Genomic DNA, 16,446 nt, shown 5'->3' on the forward strand with positions numbered 1-16,446 from the left:
CTCGCGAGGCTCTCGCCACCTTCCCCTCTGCATCTCCGCGGCCGGCGCCGCGTCGAAAGGACGACCGCTTCATGGCACTCCCCACCGCATCCCGACGCTCTGTCCGGCCGCTCGGGATGTCACTGCGGGCGATCATGGGGTTCATCGGGATGAGCGCCATAGCGGGCGTTCTCATCACGGTCGGAGTGACGCCGGCGCTTGCTCTGACGGGCCTGGCAACGAGCAACACGATCGGCATGTTCCAGAACCTGCCCGGCTACCTCGACGTCGGCCAGCTGATGCAGCGCACCAACATCTACGCGAGCAATGGGACGACCCTCCTCGCCTCCGTTTACAACCAGAACCGCGTCGAGGTCGGCTGGGACGACGTCGCGCAATCGGCTAAGGACGCCGCTGTCGCCGGCGAGGACCCTCGGTTTTACGAACACGGCGGGATCGATCTGCAGGGCACGTTGCGCGCCCTCGCCGTCACCCTGATGGGAAAGGACCTCCAGGGCGGGTCCTCGATCACCCAGCAGTACGTCAAGAACGTCCTGGTGCAGAAGGCCGAGTCGATTGCCGACAAGACCGAGCGCGAAGAGGCGTACGCCGAGGCGACCGACCCCACACCCGAGCGCAAGCTCAAGGAAATGCGCCTGTCGATCGGACTCGAGAAGGCAGCATCGAAAAACGACATCCTGCTCGGCTACCTCAACATCGCCCTGTTCGGCGGCACCGTCTACGGCATCGAGGCCGCAGCGAACTACTACTACGGCATCCCCGCGAGCCAACTCTCGACTTCGCAGGCCGCGGCGCTCGTCGGGATCGTGAACAACCCGCAGAAGTTCCGCTTCGATCTCCCCGATAATGCAGAGAACGGCGCGGCGAACGGGTACGCACAGACGAAGGATCGCCGCGATTACATCCTCGGGGAGGAACTGAAGCACGGCCGGATCGATCAGGCGACCCACGACGCGGCGGTCGCCGAGCCCATCACCCCGAACATCACCGAGCCGTCGACCGGCTGCACGACCGCCGGTAACGCCGCCTACTTCTGCGACTACGTGCTGAACGTTCTCGGCAACGACGAGGCGTTTGGCTCGACCACCGACGAGCGCTTCGCACGCGTCCGACAGGGCGGCTTCGATATCGTGACCACCCTCGACCTCGACATCCAGCAGGCCTCGCAAGCGGCGCTGAACGCGTACATCCCGCCCGTCGACCCGCGCTTCGAGGTCGGCGCGACCGCCGCCTCCGTGGAGGCCAAGACCGGGCGCGTGCTTTCGATGGTGCAGAACACCAAGTACAGCCAAGACCAGGAGATCCTCGCCGCGAATCCGGGGTATAGCGCGATCAACCTCAACGTCGACCTCAACATGGGCGGCGGCTCCGGCGTGCAGACGGGCTCCACCTACAAGGTCTTCACCTTGGCGCAATGGCTGCAAGCCGGGCGCACGATCAACGAATCGTTTCCATCGCCAACGTCGGGGTTCGGTAGCTACGCCAAAAAGTGCAACGTCAAGAGCGGCGGCTACTACGACGGCGAGCGGTTCGCGCCGCGGAACGATGAAGTCTCGGAAGATGCGCGCTCGATGACCGCGCTCGAGTCGACCACCAACTCGATCAACACGGGATTCATGGGAATGGCCAATCAGCTCGACCTGTGCGACATCAGGACGACGGCTCAGGCCTTCGGAGTTCACGGCGCGAGCGGCAAGGAGCTGAGCAGCGGCCCCGCCGCCGTCCTCGGCACCAACGAGATCGCTCCTCTCACAATGGCGAGCGCCTACGCAGGTATCGCGAATGACGGGACAACCTGCGACGCCGTGGTCATCGATCGGATCACCGACAGCCAGGGTGCAGCGGTTCCGGTCCCGCCCTCCAACTGCAGGGCATCCGTCTCGCCGGAGGTCGCACGCGGAATGCAGTACGCGATGCAGCGAGTAATGACATCCGGTACGGCCACCCAGTCGAATCCGCGCGACGGCATCGAGCACATCGGCAAGACCGGTACGACCGACGAGGCCGCCGATGTCTGGACAGCGGGCGCGAGCAGGGCCGCGTCGCTCGCGGTCTGGGTGGGCAGCATTAAGGGCTTTGACAACGACAAGAAGCAGAATCTGCGGTTCACGAATCTGACGGGCGACCAGGGGACGGTCAAGGCGTCGAACGCCCGGCACGCCATCTGGAAGCCGATCATGACCGCGCTCGACCAGAAGTACGGCGGCGCCGATTTCATCGACCCGCCGGCGACGATGCTCGCAAGCTCGTCGCGTGGCGCGACTCTCGCCAAGGTCCCGGAGGTTTCTGGCAAGACGGTGGCGGACGCGACCGCTGCTCTGACCGCAGCGGGCTTTGTGGGGGGCATCACCGAGCCCGTCGACTCCACGTCGATCGCCGAGGGCTCCGTCGTCTCCACGACACCGAGCGCGACGAAAACGGCACTGCGCGGCGCGGTCATTCCCCTGCAGGTGAGCACGGGGAAGACGCCGACCAACCCGAGCGATATTGCTGACCTTAACGGAGACCTGCTGTACAAATGACGCGTTGACGCCCAGATGGATCGATCGGTGAGTTTGTCCTCTTCTCGCGATGCAGGGACCGGGGACTGGAGGCGACCGACTCGCAGCCCGCGCGGATCGAGATTGCCGGGCACAGGAGGCTTGGGCGGACGACCGAGCAGCAGTTCAAAGGCCCGGCGAAGAGCGCCTGACCCGCCCCGGCACGGCCAGCAGCAGCACTACGACCATCAGCACCACCACTCCCGCCACCGCCCCCGTAGTCAGCCGCTCCCCAGCACCGCGACACCCAGGAGGGTCGCCGTTGCCGGCTCCAGCGGGGTCAGCGTCGAGACTGTCGCCGCGGGGAGGACCCGCAGGCCACGAGCGAAAAAAGGTGTAGGCGACGACGACCGTGACGACTCCGAGCCAGAGCACGGTCGGGATCGAGCCGGCGAGGCGCTCAGGACCGCGGAGCACCAGCAGCGGGAGCGCGAGCAGCGCGGCTGCTCCGAACTGAGCGCCCATCGCCGCGACGGCGCTGAGTCCGCGCTCGAGCAGCAGCGTGCCGCAGACGGCGTAGGGGGCGTCGCCGCGCCCATTCCGCTCCGATCCCGGCGTCCGCCTGGCCACACCGGCCCCCAGTGTCGCAGGCATGGCGCGTTCTCTTCCGCCTGTCGCCGGTGGGGCACAGGATGGACGAAACGACCTAGTGGAGGAGCAGACGTGGGCATGGTGGAACCATTCGATCTCGACGACCACAGTCGCAGCGCGCACCGCGGTCTCGGCGCCTTCTTCTCCTTGAAAGAGTTCGAGGAGGCTCCGCTAGACCGCGAGGCCATCGTCGCCACCGCATTCCTCCGCGCGATCGAGCACGCGGCCGTCGCCCGCGTGCTGCCCGTTGCCCGCGCCTATCCCGATGAGCAGGTACGCACGTTCGCGAACGTCTGGGCAGCCGAACGGCTCCGGATCGCCGATGCGCTCGGTGACGTGCTGGCGGCTTCACCGCAGATTCGCGGCATCGATGTCCGTCCGCCCGAGCCGCCGGTGGCGCCACATCCTTTGCCCGGCCGAGCCTCCGTCGCGCTGGCCGGCCCGATCGCGCTCGTGTTGGCAGTGGACGCGCGTATCACCGTCCACGCCTATCGCAGGCTCGCCCGGCTCTCGCTGCACCCCGAGATGGAGCGGCTCGCCGAGACGATCACCGGCATCCTGGAGCGGCAGGCCGACTTCTTCACGGTGCACGCGGCGTCGCGCCTCGGACGTCCACTGCCACGTCGGATGCTTGCTGCCGGGCTGTTGGCAGTGCTGCGTCTTCCGATCGGCGAGGCCGACCTGCCCGAAACGCTCGCGCGCGAGGGGCGTGAATTGCTATTTGGACGCGATGACGGCGGTCTCGACGGCATCGACGCGAGAGTGGTGGCGGAGTTCGCGCTGCCCTGCACCGCGGCCCGGCGTCTCGCGGGTCCCTACCGGGCACCGTCGATCCGCGCGGCGCACCGGCTCGGACGCCTCGCCGCCGACACCCGCGCAGCCATCGAGACTCTGCTCGAGCAGGTGCGGGAGTAGCGGCCGTCAGCCCAGCAGCTCACGGACGTCCTCGGCGGTGATCCCGCCGGTGGCGGCCGCACCGTCATCGGACATGACGGCGGCGAAGAGGGCGGCCTTCGCCTCCTTGAGCGCCATGACCTTCTCCTCGATCGTGTCCTTCGCGACGAGTCGGTAGACCATCACCGAGCGGGTCTGGCCGATGCGGTGCGCGCGGTCGACGGCCTGCGACTCGGTCGCCGGGTTCCACCACGGATCGAGCAGGATGCAGTAATCGGCCTCGGTGAGGTTGAGGCCGAAGCCGCCCGCCTTCAGCGAGATCAGGAAGACACCCGCCTCGCCGGACCGGAACCGCTCAATCACCTCGTCGCGCTTCTTCGTCGCTCCGTCGAGATAGGCATACTCGATACCCGCGGCATCGAGCCGCGAGCGTACCCGGCCAAGGAAGCGGGTGAACTGGCTGAACACCAGAACGCGGTGCCCCTCGCCGAGGGCGTCATCGAGCAGTTCGTCGAGCAGATCGAGCTTGGTCGAGGGAACGCTCTCGTGCGCCTCATCGACCAGCGCCGCATCGAGCGCGACCTGGCGCAGGACGGTGAGGGCACGGAAGATCGCGAAACGGTTCTTCTCGAAGTCACCGATCAGGCCCAGGACGCGCTGCCGCTCCCGCGCAAGGTACGTGTCGTATACCTTGCGCTGCTTGGCGCCGAGCTCGACTTCGAGGGTCTGCTCTTGCTTGGGCGGCAGCTCCTTCGCGACGAGTTCCTTGGTGCGCCGCAGCATCAGGGGGCGGATGCGTCGCCGCAACTGCGCGAGCTTCTCGGTGTCGGCCTCGCGCTCGATCGGCTTCTGGTAGAACTCCGCGAAACCGGTGGGTGAGGGGAACAAGCCCGGCGCCACAATCGAGAGGAGCGACCACAACTCCATCACATTGTTCTCCATCGGAGTGCCCGTGATGGCGAGCTTGAAGGGCACGTCGAGACGGCGGGCAAGCTGATGCGTCGCCGACTGGCGGTTCTTGACGAACTGGGCCTCGTCGAGCAGAAGTCCCGACCACTGGACGCTCGAGTACGACTCGTAATCGAGGCGGAACAGGGCGTAGGACGTAATGACCAGCTCGGCTTCACCAATGACGCTCGTGAGCGCCCTCCGCTTCTTCTTCGACGTCTCATCGATGCCGACCACCCGCAGCCCCGGAGCGAAACGCGTGGCCTCGCCGACCCAGTTGGGCACGACGCTGGTCGGCGCGACGACGAGGAACGGATGCGGCGACGTGCCCGCCTCCTGAGCCGCGGTGCGCTGCTCCTGCATGACCCGAGTGACGAGCGCGAGCGACTGCACGGTCTTACCCAGGCCCATGTCGTCGGCGAGGACACCGCCGAGCTGGTTGTCGTAGAGGAACGAGAGCCAGTCATAACCGAGCTGCTGATAGGGCCGCAACTCGACCTCGAAGCCCTCGGGGAGGGCGCGCGACTCCAAGGCACCCGTGGCAGTGAATCCGGAGAGGCCCTCGATGGAGCGGCGCCACGCCGCAGCCTGCGCCTCTACGACGCCGAGTTCGACCAGTTCATCCCACAAGGAAGATTGGAACCGGCTGATCCGGAGGGTCTCGCTCGGATCGTCCGAGAGCTCACGCGCCTCGGCGATCAGCTCGCGGAGGCGGCCAAAGCGCTCATCGTCGAGAGCGAAGTAGACACCGCTGGGCAGCACCATATACTCGTCGCCTCGGGCGAGTGCAAGGAAGATCTCGGCCAGAGGTACCGCCTCATCGTTGACGGTGACCGAGATCTCGAGATTGAACCAGTCGCGGCTGTCCGGCTGAGCGACGGTCTGCACGGCGACAACGGGTGCGGTATGCGCCTCGCGGTAATCGACGCGCTCGCCAATCTCCTCGATCTCGACCGTTCCAAGCTCGCGGAGGCGCTCAAGCTCGCCGGTCAGGAAGTCGACGGTTGGCATTCCGCGCAGGTCAAAGGTCGGGCGCAGGCGACGGGTCGACGGCGAGACAAGCGCCGGAGTCGACTCCGGGTCCAGGCCGGCCCCGACGAGGGAGTCGAGGACGCGCTGCTCGGCCTCGGGGTCGCGGTAGCCCGCGTCCTCGCCGATCCGTAGCGGCAGCCGTTCAGCGTCGGCGCCGCGCGCGCCCTCGACTCCGTAGCGCCACCACCACGAGCCGCGCAGGCCGGCGCCCTCGGTGTGCTCGAGAGTTAAGCCCAGGCGCGGCTGCGGGACCGGCGGCGCCTCGAAGGAACTGTCGAGCGAGACGATGTCGAACAGGCGGTGCAGGCGCTGGTAATGCTCGGTGAGGAACGCCGCTTCCTCCTGCGCGGGGATGCGGATCGCCTCGCGGCTCCACAGGAAGGTGCGCGCCGAGGACAGAAGCGGCGCGGCGAACGGAATGAGCGTGACGGGGCGAGCACGGAATTCATCGCCACCCTCCCAGGTGTAGAGGCCGACGGCGGGGTCGCCGATGAAGCCGAACTCCTCCGGAGCCGGGTGGTCACCGATGGCGACCAGGGAGCGCAGCTCCAGACCCGCGGTGCTGCGGGTGACGTCGATCGAGGCGGTGGCGGTGGTGTCGAGGATCTTGAGGGGGCTCTGGTCGCGATCGCCCATCACCAGGCCGATACCCGCGCGTACAGCGCCGTGCAGCGTCGCCCAGATGGCCTCGCTCCGGCACTGGTCGAGGTAAAGCCAGGTGTCGGGCGAGTAGTAACTCGAGGCGCTGTGACCCGAGAGCAGCGACTGCATCTCGCGGATCACGTCGATCTGGCGCTCGTCGTAGTCGTGGCTGTAGTGCAGGTAACCGAGGTCGCGCCAACTGGCGCCCGTGCGCACCCAGCGGTCGCGGTCACCCATCCGCACCGGTCGAACCCCCAGGCGCGGGCGCGGCTCGGGCGGCGGCCGGTAGGAGTTGTAGCGGCCCGGCGGACGACGCACGGGCTCGCCGGGAAGCAACTCGAACTGGAGACCGAGCGGGATGCCGGTGTGCGAGCGCTCGGCGCCGGCGAGCAACGGAGCGAGCATGCTGCGCCACTCCGGGACCGCGTCAGCAGCCTCTCCGGCGACAGGGCCGGCCGTTTCACCCTCGCGCTCCCGACGCAGGGCCTCGATGAGGACGGCGGCGACGTGCTTGCACTCGTGCTTGACCGGGCAACTGCAGGCCCCGCCGAGCAGGCTCCAGTGCTCGCCCTCGTCACGCAACTGCACGCTTACGGCGTAGGGCGAGCGCCCGGATCCGCCGACCTGGCCGAAGAGACGGGTACGCGCGCCGAACCACTGCAACTCGCGCACGCGACCCTCGCCGGCGTAGGCGACACCCCTCGCGAAGGCGGCCGAACCGACGAGCGAGCGGATGTCCTGCTCGGAGAAGGGCTCGTGCCCAGCGTTCACCGACCAGGGTGCGGCCGACGGCAGCACCTCACCGGGGGGACTCTGGCGGGCCATGAACCTCATGCTCTCCGCGCTCGGAACGAGCGCATCCGTCTATTCAACCGGATTCCGAAGGCACTGCGAGCCGAGCGGCGGGATCCGTGGATGACTCGGAGTCCTGCCTACGATGGACGGATGCCCCGCCTGTCCGTCGTCTCGGCGCACACCTCCCCGCTCGAGCAGCCGTCGACGGGCGACGCGGGGGGGATGAACGTGTACCTCGCAGCGGTCCTGCCCGAAATGGCGGCGCTCGGCTGGGAGGTCGAGGTGCTCACCCGCGGCGACGGCGTGCGCCAGCTAGCACCGGGGGTGCGGGTGGTCGGCGTGCCGGTGACGACGGGGGATAAATACGCGCTGGCGTCTGCGGCACCGGAGTTCGCGAGGGCGGCGGCGGGAGCCGACGTGGTGCACTCGCACTACTGGGTCTCGGGCCTTGCCGGGATGCTGACCGGCCTGCCGCACGTGCACTCGATGCACTCGAGTTCGCTCGCCAAGAACGCGCGGATCGCGCCCGGGGACGTGCCGGAGCCGCAGGGACGGATCGACGCGGAACGCTCGGTGCTCGCCGCGGCCGACGCGATCGTGGTGGCGGGCGCCTCCGAACGAGACGATGTTGTGGGCGCTTATGGCGCGGATCCCTTGCGGGTGGTCGTCGTGCCGCCTGGCGTCCAGGCGCGGTTCCGGCCGGGAGACGGCGTGCGTACTGGCGTCGTGATGGTCGGCAGGATTCAGCCGCTGAAGGGGCAGCTTCTCGCCGTGAGGGCGCTCGCGGCGATGGCGCCGTCCTCGCGGCCGGTGCTGCGGCTGGTGGGCGGAGCCGCGCCGGGGCGGGAGGCGTACCTCGACGCGGTGCGCGCCGCGGCGGCTCCGCTCGGCGACCGGGTGCTGATCGACGGACCAGCCGGCCGCGAGCAGGTAGCGCGGCGGCTCCGGAGCGCTCGGCTGGCGCTGGTGCCGTCGGCGGCCGAGACGTTCGGGCTGATCGCGTTAGAGGCGGCGGCGAGCGGCACGCCAGTGCTGGCGCGGCGGACGACCGGTCTGGTGGATGCGGTGCGCGACGACACGAGCGGGATGCTGCTCGACTCCGACGACCCTGCCGTGTGGGCGGAGGCGATGCTTGCGCTGCTGGCTGACGGCGGCGAGCTCGCCCGGCTCGGCCGCGGCGGTGTGGAGTGGGCGTCGCTGCACTCCTGGGGCGCGGCGGCAGCTCGCCTCGACGGCGTCTACCGGCGGCTGCTGGCGCGCTGACCGCGCGCGGCCTGTGCCGAGGGAACCCCGGATGCTCGAGGGAGCCCGGGTCTCGACGGTCCGGGGTTCCCTCGGTGGAGGAGGACGGAGGGGGGTCAGTCGGCTATGGCGGGGGTGTTGGGGTCGAGGCGGGCGCCGCGGGTGGAGCGGTACCAGGGGGCGAGGCGATCCGGGGAGACCGCGACCATCGCGGCACCGGTGAAGCCCGCGTCATTGCCGAAGCGGGCGGGCACGATGTCGGTACCGATGTCGAGGAAGCCGGCGAACTCGTCGAAAACGTGCGCGGCCGCGCCTCCGATCACGAAGAGCTGGGGCGAGAGCAGCATCTCGAGGTGGCGGTAGTAGACCGTGAGGCGGGCAGCCCACTCCTCGAGCGTGATCCCCTCACGGCGCACCGCGGAGAAGCCGACGCGCGGCTCGAAGTCGGGGCCGTCGATGTGCACGTGGCCGAGTTCGGAGTTGGGGATGACGACGCCCTCGTGCACCAGCGCTGTACCGATTCCCGTCCCGAGGGTGGTCAGCAGCAGCAGGCCCTCGCGCCCGCGCATGGCGCCGAACTCGCGCTCGGCGACCCCGGCCGCATCCGCGTCGTTGACGACCACGACATCGACCCCGGTGGCCTCCGACAGCAGGGCTTGAGCATCGAGGCCGACCCAGCGCTGCGAGACGTGCGTGGTCTGGCGCACGACGCCTCCGCGCACGATGCCCGGGAAGCCGACACCGACGGGTGTGCCTGCGATCGGCGAGACGTCGCGGACGATGCCCGCGATCGCGGTCGCGAAGTCCTCCGGCTCCTTGCCGAATGGGTTCGCCACTGCGAAGCGGCGGGCCGCGCGCTCGCCGGTGGTGACGTCGACCAGGGAAGCCTTGATCGAGGTCCCTCCAATGTCGACGCCGACAGCGAAGCGCGGGAGGAGGCCGTCCTGGGGCTGGGTCACGGATGCTCCGTCTGCAGTGGTGGCGAGTCGGGGATTCGGGCTCGCGGGAACGCGGTCGGCTCGTCGGATCCTCAGGATCGCGACGAGCCGAGTGCGATTCTACGAGCCGGAAATGCGGGCGGGCTCCGCAACTCCGGCCAGGACGTAGTCGATCACCGGTTCATAGAGGTGCACGGCGAGCCCATCATCGATGGGGACGACCACCTCGATCGAGCCTTGCGCCTCCGCCACGAAGACGGCCGGGTCATTGCAATCGGCCAGTGCGAGGACGGGGAGCCCCCGACGGCCGGCCGCGCCCGCCCAGCCGTGGTCGGCGATGACCAGATCCGGGCGGATGCCGAGCTCGTCGAGGCGGTCGAGCAGCGCGTCCATCGGCTCGGGCGAGTGGGTGTGCATCAGGCTCCCACCGCGGTAGACACAGGTCACGCCGCCCGTGCACCACAGCGCCTGGTGTTCGTCGGCGAGCGGCACGCGGATGCCATCCGGCGAGGCGAAGGGCAACGCGTTGACGTCCAGCACGCGGGCGCCCGCCGCCGCCGCAACCGAGGCGAGACGGCGGTAGACGTCCATCAGTGTCGCCGGGTGGGCCGTGGCGAACAGGAGCAGCGCGCCCTGCCGCACAGCGGAGGCAAAGCGGTCGCGGTAGCGGGCGAGGCGCTGGACGGTGAGGCGCGCGTCGATCTGGTCCTGGCCGCTCTCGAACGAGAGGTCGGTGCTGATCCCCACGCGCTCCCCCATCAGGGCGAGCAGGCTCTCGAGCGTCCAGTGCTCGGCGACGTCGACGCCGTAGAGGTGCGCGGGCTCGCGGGCGGCGAGGCGGCGGAGGTTGCCGAGGTTGCTCGCGCGGTCGGTGAGGACGGCGCCGGTGAGGAGCGTCGAGTTGAGGACGACCTCGAGGTCGGAGTCGGACAGCGTCATGGGGAGGGGCCTTCCGGAGGAGAAGTTCCCAGGCTAGCGAGTGGGACCGGAGTTGACTCGCGATCTGTCGGCGATATATCGTTACTACATCGCCGACAGATCGCGGGCACTCGCTCGAGACGGGCGACCGGATCAGATCGACAGGATCCTCGAACGACAGAAAGCAGTGCACCCATGAACCCCAGGACCTTCTTCACCGACGACCGCCGCGACTCCTGCGACGGCGACCACTCCACCCGCCATGAGCACCCCGGGCAGCGACGCGGACCCGGCGGCCACGGTCGCGGCTTCGGGCCCGGCTTCGGCTTCGGGCCCGGTTTCGGACCGGGCTTTGGCGCCGGCTTCGGCGGCCCCTTCGGCCGCGGCGGCGGGCGCGCACGACGCGGCGATGTCCGCGCGGCGCTCCTCTCCCTCCTGGCCGAGGCGTCCTCGAACGGCTACGGCCTCATCAAGGCCATCGCCGAGAAGACGAACGGCTCGTGGCGCCCCAGCCCCGGCTCCGTCTACCCCACCCTCCAGCAGCTCGTCGACGAGGGCCTTATCACGGCCGTCGGCGAGGGCCGCGGGACCGAATACCAGCTCACGGATGCGGGCGGCACCTATGTGCGCGAGCACGCCGACGAACTCGCCGCCGCCTGGGAGGCCACTCCCGGCGCCAGCGACGCCGACCGCGCGTTCATGGAGAACGTCGGCAAGCTGATGGGCGTCGTGCAGCAGTTCCGCGGGGCGACCGAGGCGCAGCGCGCCGCCGCCTCCGCAAAGCTCGACGAGACCCGTCGCGCGCTGTACCTCATCCTCGCCGACTGATCCCTGCCCTCTTTCCTCGCGAAATGTCGCGAGATGTCCCGGAACGGACGAGATGCCCTGCCTCGGCGGCGTATCTCGTCCGTTTCGACGTCTTTCGTCACCGTCGGCGAGTCGCGGCACGCGCTCGCCGCGAGATCCCTCCGGACGGACGAGATGGGCCTAAACGGACCGGTGTCTCGTCCGTGTCACCCGATCTCGCGACATTTCGCGCAACGGTGGAGGGGTTAGCGGGCGGCGGCGAGGCGGCGGAGGCCCTCATCGAGGGGGACGGCGGGGGTCCAGTGCAGGTCGGCGCGGGTGCGGCGCTGGTCGAACCAGTGTGCGGTCGAGAGCTGCTCGGCCAGGAAGCGCGTCATCGGCGGCTCATCGGTGCCGGGGCGGACGGCCCAGACACGCTCGACCAGCGAGCCGGCGGCTCGGGCGACGGCGGCAGGCACCGACCAGCGCGGCGGCTCGACTCCGGACGCGCGGCAGATCCCGGCAAGCAGCTCGGCGACGGGCCGCGGCTCACCGTTAGTGACGACGTAGGAGCGCCCGTGCACCTCCTCGGCTCGCCCGAGAGCGGCGACGATCGCCGAGGCGGCGTTGTCGATGTAGGTCGAGTCGATGAGCGCCTGGCCGTGGCCGAGCAGCGGCAGCCGGCCGGCGCGGGCGCGCTCGACGATGCGGGCGACCAGCTGCGTATCCCCCGGTCCCCAGACCAGGTGCGGACGTACGGCCACGACCGCGAAATCCGGCGCGTCGGCCGCGAGGGCCAGCAGCTCGGCCTGCGCCTTCGTGCGCGCGTACTCGCCACGAGCGCGCTCGGGATCCGCGGGCTCGGCGTCGTCGCCGATGATCGAGGATCCGGCGTGCGCAACCGAGGGGGACGAGATCTGCACGAAGCGGCGTACCCCGGCCCGGGATGCTGCGGCGAGGAGCCGGCGCGTCCCGTCGATGTTGACGCGGTCGAAGTCGCCCGGGTCACCCGCCAGCGAGACCTTGGCGGCGAGGTGCACGACGGCCTCGAAGTCGGCGACCGCCTCCTCCACCGCTCGCGGGTCGGTTAGCGAGCCGCGCGTCTCCTCGACGCCCACCACCCCGGAGGCGCGGCGCTGGAAGGTGCGCACGTCGTGACCCTGCGCGACGAGTCCGGCCGCGACCGCTCCGCCGAGCAGCCCGCTCGCCCCGGTGACCAGGACCTTCACGGCGCGACCAGTCGCCCGCCGGCCAGGACGCCCTCGGCCCAGCGGGAGAGTGCGGTCCGGTCGATCTTCGAGTTGTGCCGGATATCGGTCGGCAGCGCTGGGACGACGAGCACAGCGGCCACGGAGGCGCCCACGGCAGCGCGCACGGCGGCGGCGAGACCGGCGTCGGCCAACGCCACGCGGCGCGCGCCCGACCGCAGCTCAACCACAGCGGCGAGTTGCGAAACGCCGCGCGGCCCGACCGCCACGACGGCGGCGCGGGCGACGGCAGGGACCCCCGCCTCGATCCGCTGCTCGGGACCGACCGGAGTGACCACTCCCTCCGCAGTGACGATCACGTGCGGCAGCCGCCCTTCGACCCAGAGCCGGCCCTCAGAGTCGATCCGGCCGACGTCGCCGGTGCGATGCCAGCGCTCGCCCGCGGCAGCGCCGATCCGAGCGGAGCGGTCGGTCAGCCAGAGCCGCTCGTAGTGGTCCTCGACGTGGCCGGCCGAGACGACGATCTCGCCGGTGACCCCGGTCGTCTCGACGGGTTTGTCGAGCGGGCGGCCGGCGGAGTCGAGCGGCGCGATCCGCAGCCGCACTCCCGCGGCAGGCACGCCGACACAGACACCTCCGCGCGGGTCCTCGTCGGAGGCGGCAGCGCGGATGCCCTCGAGCGAGGCGTCGGTGAGCAGCAGCGCCTCCGTCATGCCGTAGGGGGTGTGGGCGGAGGCGTTCGGCATCAGCGCCTGCGCCTCGCCGAGCAGCCCCGCCGAGATGGGGGCGCCGGCGGAGAGGAAGGTGCGGACGCCCGCGAGCGCGCGGTGGTCGTCGGCGTCGAGCGCGTCGGCGGTGGCGACCACGTTGGCCAGGGCGGCGGGAGAGAGAAAGAGCACGGTCGCGTCGACCCGCGCGGCGGCGGCAGCGACGGCCGCGGCGGTCAGGGTGCGCGGCGCCGTCACGTTCATGTCGGGAGTCGCCGAGCGCGTGCCGAGCGCGGGGCCGAGCAGCGCGAACGGTGCGAAGCCGGCGACGAGCCCGGTGCCCGGGCCCACCCCGTATTGGCGGGCGAGCGCATCGCGGACCCCGGCGAGCTGACGGTGGGTGTACGCGACTCCCTTGGCCGGCCCGGTCGAGCCGGAGGTGAAGAGGATCGCGGCGACGGAGTCGGCGGCAGGCGGCTCGCCCAGCGCCTCCGGATCGGCGGCCAGCTCGGCGCGGCCGATGTCGATCAACTGCCCGAGCGAGGTGTCGACGCCCAGGGCGGCGGCACAGGCGCGCGGCAGCGTCTGCGTCGACACCCGGGCTCCGGGCCAGCGCAACGCGCGAGCGACACTCAGACCAGGCAGAGCACCGACCACGAGGTCGGGCCAGGCGCCGCGGACCGCGCGGGTCAGGCCGCGCAGACCCAGGCCGGCGTCGGCAACCACCACGACGGCTCCGATGCGCAGGCACGCGTAGAGCGCAGCGGTGAGATCGGCACCGGGCGGCACAAGCAGCGAGACCCGGTCGCCAGGTCCGACACCGGAGGCACGAAGCCCCGCGGCCAGTTCGCGGACCCGGCGCGAGAGCAGTCGCCACGAGATCGAGCGCGGCCCGCCGCCGCCGGGAGGTGCCATCTCGACCAGGGCGAGCGAATCGTCCGCTGCGTTGCGCTCGAGGTGCGCCCACAGCGGCTCGACGGGCGCCGTTGGCTGGCGGACGTCCGGAGCGGGATCACCGCCGAAGGGGTCATCACCCGCAGCGAGGTCGCCCAGCCAGGTGAGCACCGCCGAGGCGTAGTCGACGTCCTCCACGAGCAGGTGGCCCGCGCCCTCGAAGCGGTGCACCTGCGCGTGCGGCAGGCGGTCGAGGAGGTCATCGAGGTAGCGGTCCGAGAAGATCGGATCGAGCGGGCCCCAGAGCATCAGGGCGGGAGTGGCGAGAGCACATACTCCGTCGGCGATGCGCTGGAGCTCTGGGTCGCTCGGGTGCGCGGAGTCGACCGGGATGTCGGCGACGAACCCGCCCACTCCCCCGCGGCGCGAGGCCGAGCGGTACGGGGCGCGGTACCCCTCCTTGACGGCCGCCGGCAGCGCCGGGTGCCCGAGCGCGAGCGTCGTCTCGAGGAACGCGGGAGTGCCGACGGTGGATGGACCCAGCACGCCCGAGGCGAGCGCGAGCCGCAGCGGCGCGGGAATCGGCGCGTCGGCGCTCTGGTGGACCGCGGTGTTCAGGAGCATCGTGCCGCGCAACTGCTTCGGATGATCCACGGCCCAGCCCAGCGACACGACTCCGCCCCAGTCGTGTCCGAGGGTGACGACGTTGTCGAGCCCGAGCACGGTTGTCAGGTTCGAGAGCTCGCGCACGCGGTCAGCGAGCGGATGCAGTGCTCCCGTGCGCTCGGAGAAGCCCATCTCGAGCTGGTCGACCGCGACCACGCGCCACGCCGGACCACCGCGGCGGGCGGACTCGAGTGTGGCCGCCGCGAGGTCGCGCCAGAGGTACGACCAGGTCGGGTTGCCGTGGACACAGAGGATCGTGCCGACCGGCCGGGCGCCAAGCTCGTCACCCGTGTCCAGCAGGTGCCAGCGGCGCGTCACACCCTGCGCGTCTGGCGCATCGACAAGGCGGGACCAGGCCGGGTCGAGCCCGTCGAGCCCGGCCGGGGGCAGGCGGGCGTCGTCGGTCGCACCGAGCGCGCCGCGAAGCCGCGCGGCCGGGTGGGGCGCGGTCACCAGGCGATCTCGAGCATCGCGGTGTTGATCCCCGAGCCCACTCCCATGAGCAGCACGCGGTTGCCGGGCTGCAGGGTTTCGGCCTCGTTCGCCAGGGTGATCGGGATCGACGCGGGGCCAACGTTGCCGAGCGTCGGGTACGTCGTGGGGACGCGGCTGCGGTCGAGGCCGACCGCCTTCACCAGGGCGTTGGTGTGCACATCCGATACCTGGTGCATGATGTAGCGGTCCATCCCACCCCAGTTCCAGTCGCGGGTGGCCTCTCTCCACGCGGAGACCACGAGTTCCATCCCGCCCTTGAGCAGGGCTTTCGCGTCGGTGAACATGCCGTCGACGCTGCCGACGCAGAGTTCGTTGAACTGCGTGGCCGCTCGCGTGATTCCGCCGAGGATGCGGTGCCCCTTGGGGTGCTCATCGGCCGGGCCGAGGATCGCGGCGGCGGCGCCCGAGCCGAGGGTGAGGCTGGCGAATTCGCTCATGAAGTCTTTACGTTTGACGCCATCGCGGCTGAGACGGTCGATGGTGTTGGTCTGGATCTCGTCGGCGTCCTCGCCGTCGATGATCATCGCGTAGCGGATCTGTCCGGAGTCGATGAGTTGCGCGGCGAGTGTCATGCCGTTGACGAAGCCGAGGCAGGCGTTGGCGATGTCGAAGTTGATGGCCGACGACGGCAGGCCGAGGCCGTGGTGGAGGCGCACGGCGACCGAGGGCTCGAGGTGCTTGCGGGTGACCGAGGTGTTGATGATCAGCCCGATCTGGTCGGGGCGGATGCCTGCCTCGGCAAGGGCGCGCTTGCCCGCGTCGATCGCAGCGCCGTCGAAACCCTGCTCGGCTCCCCAGTTGCGGCGCTCGTGCACGCCGGCGACGCGCTGGAGAAGGCCGGTAGGGAGTCGGAGACGCTTGAGCGCCGGGGCCAGTCGCGCATCGATCTCGGCCGACGTCGTCACTCGCGGAGCCATCGTGGTCGCGACGGAGAGCAATGCGACGTTGCGGTGCGTGGTCGTTGCGTTTCCGTCCAACGGAACTCCCTATCGAGTTGTCGATCCTGGCATGTGCCTCCGTGATTTTACGCTGTCGTTCAGGTAACGCTTCCTGGATGGCTGCTGGGCGAAATCGGAACGCGGCCTCAGTGACGGCGGAAGCCCTTCTGGCCCGTGATCGCGGTCAAGCAGAGGGAGGGCCACACGGTACG

The 16,446-nt window shown here is 70.2% G+C and carries 11 protein-coding genes; 4 read left to right on the plus strand and 7 right to left on the minus strand.

Going from position 1 to position 16,446, the window contains the following annotated elements:
* Positions 1-71 precede the first annotated feature (71 nt).
* Positions 72-2,522 (plus strand): transglycosylase domain-containing protein, encoded by a 2,451-nt coding sequence (locus HRF29_RS07620; protein WP_173247060.1) that lies wholly within the window; start codon positions 72-74, stop codon positions 2,520-2,522.
* Positions 2,523-2,666: 144 nt separating this feature from the next.
* Here HRF29_RS07620 and HRF29_RS07625 read toward each other — a convergent pair whose 3' ends face one another.
* Entirely contained in the window at positions 2,667-3,134 is a 468-nt protein-coding gene (locus HRF29_RS07625) for a hypothetical protein (RefSeq protein WP_173247062.1), read from the minus strand.
* A gap of 75 nt (positions 3,135-3,209) precedes the next feature.
* On the opposite strand from HRF29_RS07625, the gene HRF29_RS07630 reads away from it, so the two are divergent.
* Positions 3,210-4,046: a hypothetical protein gene (locus HRF29_RS07630; RefSeq protein WP_173247064.1), complete on the plus strand. Its 837-nt coding sequence runs from the start codon at positions 3,210-3,212 to the stop codon at positions 4,044-4,046.
* Between the two features lie 6 nt (positions 4,047-4,052).
* Here HRF29_RS07630 and HRF29_RS07635 read toward each other — a convergent pair whose 3' ends face one another.
* Positions 4,053-7,472: a DEAD/DEAH box helicase gene (locus HRF29_RS07635; protein WP_173247066.1), complete on the minus strand. Its 3,420-nt coding sequence runs from the start codon at positions 7,470-7,472 to the stop codon at positions 4,053-4,055.
* 120 nt (positions 7,473-7,592) lie between these two features.
* On the opposite strand from HRF29_RS07635, the gene HRF29_RS07640 reads away from it, so the two are divergent.
* A complete protein-coding gene (locus tag HRF29_RS07640) occupies positions 7,593-8,705 on the plus strand; it encodes a glycosyltransferase (protein ID WP_173247067.1) in 1,113 nt (370 codons plus the stop codon).
* A 95-nt stretch (positions 8,706-8,800) separates the two neighbouring features.
* On the opposite strand, the gene HRF29_RS07645 is transcribed toward HRF29_RS07640, so the two are convergent.
* Complete coding sequence (locus HRF29_RS07645; RefSeq protein WP_343043688.1) at positions 8,801-9,643, minus strand: ROK family protein; 843 nt, start codon at positions 9,641-9,643, stop codon at positions 8,801-8,803.
* Between the two features lie 99 nt (positions 9,644-9,742).
* Positions 9,743-10,561 (minus strand): phosphatase, encoded by an 819-nt coding sequence (locus HRF29_RS07650; RefSeq protein WP_173247068.1) that lies wholly within the window; start codon positions 10,559-10,561, stop codon positions 9,743-9,745.
* Between the two features lie 174 nt (positions 10,562-10,735).
* On the opposite strand from HRF29_RS07650, the gene HRF29_RS07655 reads away from it, so the two are divergent.
* Positions 10,736-11,368, plus strand: a complete 633-nt coding sequence (locus HRF29_RS07655; protein WP_173247070.1) for a PadR family transcriptional regulator — start codon at positions 10,736-10,738, stop codon at positions 11,366-11,368.
* Positions 11,369-11,592: 224 nt separating this feature from the next.
* Here HRF29_RS07655 and HRF29_RS07660 read toward each other — a convergent pair whose 3' ends face one another.
* The 3 genes from HRF29_RS07660 to HRF29_RS07670 are packed head-to-tail and all read right to left on the minus strand — an operon-like array spanning position 11,593 to position 16,273.
* Positions 11,593-12,555, minus strand: coding sequence for an NAD-dependent epimerase/dehydratase family protein (locus tag HRF29_RS07660; RefSeq protein WP_173247072.1), 963 nt, complete (start codon positions 12,553-12,555; stop codon positions 11,593-11,595).
* On the minus strand, positions 12,552-15,254 hold the full coding sequence (locus HRF29_RS07665) for an alpha/beta fold hydrolase (protein ID WP_343043689.1): 2,703 nt from the start codon (positions 15,252-15,254) through the stop codon (positions 12,552-12,554). Before HRF29_RS07665 ends, HRF29_RS07660 begins: the two co-directional genes overlap by 4 nt.
* Positions 15,251-16,273 (minus strand): 3-oxoacyl-ACP synthase III, encoded by a 1,023-nt coding sequence (locus tag HRF29_RS07670; RefSeq protein ID WP_173247074.1) that lies wholly within the window; start codon positions 16,271-16,273, stop codon positions 15,251-15,253. The genes HRF29_RS07665 and HRF29_RS07670 overlap by 4 nt, the downstream gene beginning before the upstream one ends.
* Positions 16,274-16,446 lie beyond the last annotated feature (173 nt).

Source organism: Rathayibacter agropyri, assembly GCF_013249015.1.
GTDB lineage: Bacteria > Actinomycetota > Actinomycetes > Actinomycetales > Microbacteriaceae > Rathayibacter > Rathayibacter agropyri.